Annotated in this window: 2 protein-coding genes; both read left to right on the plus strand. The window is 73.2% G+C overall.

Annotation, left to right across the window (positions count from 1 at the left end; all coding sequences use genetic code 11):
• On the plus strand, positions 1-652 hold a 652-nt coding region (locus E1265_RS35980), incomplete at its 5' end, for an ECF subfamily RNA polymerase sigma factor, BldN family (RefSeq protein WP_132935140.1).
• Positions 653-836: 184 nt separating this feature from the next.
• The coding region (locus tag E1265_RS35985; RefSeq protein WP_132935141.1) for a DUF5667 domain-containing protein at positions 837-1,783 on the plus strand (947 nt) is incomplete at its 3' end.

Here is a 1,783-nt window from a genome sequence, read left to right on the forward strand (position 1 = left end):
GGCCTACGCCCTCGCCGACGGCGCCACCGGCACCGCCACCATGGGCAGACGCGCCCGCCCCGGCGCCGCGGGCGCCTCCACCGCGCGCGACACGGCCCCCAGCGACAGCCGCCGCATGATGGACCTCGTGGCGCGCGCCCAGGCCGGTGAGGCCGAGGCCTTCGGCTGTCTCTACGACCACTACTCCGACACCGTCTACCGGTACATCTACTACCGGGTCGGCGGCCGGGCCACCGCCGAGGACCTGACCAGCGAGACCTTCCTGCGCGCGCTCCGCCGGATCGGCACCTTCACCTGGCAGGGCCGCGACTTCGGCGCGTGGCTCGTCACCATCGCGCGCAACCTGGTCGCCGATCACTTCAAGTCCAGCCGCTTCCGTCTCGAGGTCACCACCGGGGAGATGCTGGACGCCAACGAGGTCGAGCGAAGCCCAGAGGACTCGGTGCTCGAGTCCCTGGCCAACTCCGCGCTGCTCGAAGCCGTCCGCAAGCTCAACCCCCAGCAGCAGGAATGCGTCACGCTGCGGTTTCTCCAGGGCCTCTCCGTGGCCGAGACCGCCCGAGTGATGGGGAAGAACGAGGGAGCCATCAAAACCCTGCAGTACCGGGCCGTTCGCACCCTCGCGAGGCTGCTGCCCGACGACGCGCGCTAGCCCCTCGGACGTCACCTCCGCCCGTAAACAGAGCGTGATCAACCTCACCCGATCGGTCACATAATCTGCCAGCCGTAACCCGAGTGCCTGTCCGCTCGTTGTCGCCAATTGGACAAGCAGTGCACTCGCTCCACACGGTCGGTAGCGAGTCGCATGGATCCTGTGACGAGAGGAGGTGCAGCCCGTGATCGGATCCGTGTCGGCCAACCGCCGGGCCAACGCCTTCGCCCAGCTCCTCGACGAGACTGGGCTCGAAGAGCCCAGGCTCGACGGCGGGCCGGCGGCGGCGGACCAGCCGGCGGACGGGGCGGAGCAGGCGGCCCTGCTGTCCGTGGTGGACAGGCTGGCCGCCCTGCCCCGGCCCGAGCTCAGCCCCGATGCCAAGGCGGAGCAGCGCGCCATGCTGATCGCCGCCCTGGAGCGCGGCGACGAGGCCGCGGCGCGGCCCGCCGAGCGGTTGCCGGCACCACGCCGGGCCCGCTCGGGCCGCGGCTCCCACCGCACCGTCCCGATGCCGAGGCTGAGCGCCCTGCGCCCGAGGTCGCGGCTCACCAAGGGCCTCGCCGCCGGCGGCCTCACCATGGGCGTGGCGGCCGGCGCCTTCGGCGGCGTCGCCGCCGCCAGCACCGACGCGCTCCCCGGCGACACCCTCTACGGCCTCAAGCGCGGCATGGAGGACCTCCGCCTCGACTTCACCGACGGGGACGTCGACCGCGGCCGCGTCTACCTCGACCACGCCGCCACCCGGCTCAACGAGGCTCGCCGCCTGCTCGAGCGGCAGCGCGCCGGCGCGCTCGACGAGGACGACCTCGGCGCCATCCACCGCGCCCTCGCCAACATGCGCGACGACGCGGCCGAGGGCCACCGGCTGCTCTCCCAGGCCTACGAGAGCGACGGTTCCATCGACCCGATGGAATCGCTCTCGGCCTTCTCCGCCACCCACCGCGGCGCCTGGGCCGACCTCCGCGGCCGCCTCCCCGCCCAGCTGCACGGCGTCGGCTCCGAGGTCAACGACGTCTTCGAGGCCATGGAGGACGACATCGCGCCACTGCGCTCCGTCCTCCCCCGCGAGCCACGCGACACGGCGTCCGCCGGCCACGCCCCGTCCGCCGCCCACCAGCCGTCCACCAC

The sequence above is a fragment of the Streptomyces sp. 8K308 genome, from assembly GCF_004348315.1.
Classification (GTDB): domain Bacteria; phylum Actinomycetota; class Actinomycetes; order Streptomycetales; family Streptomycetaceae; genus Streptomyces.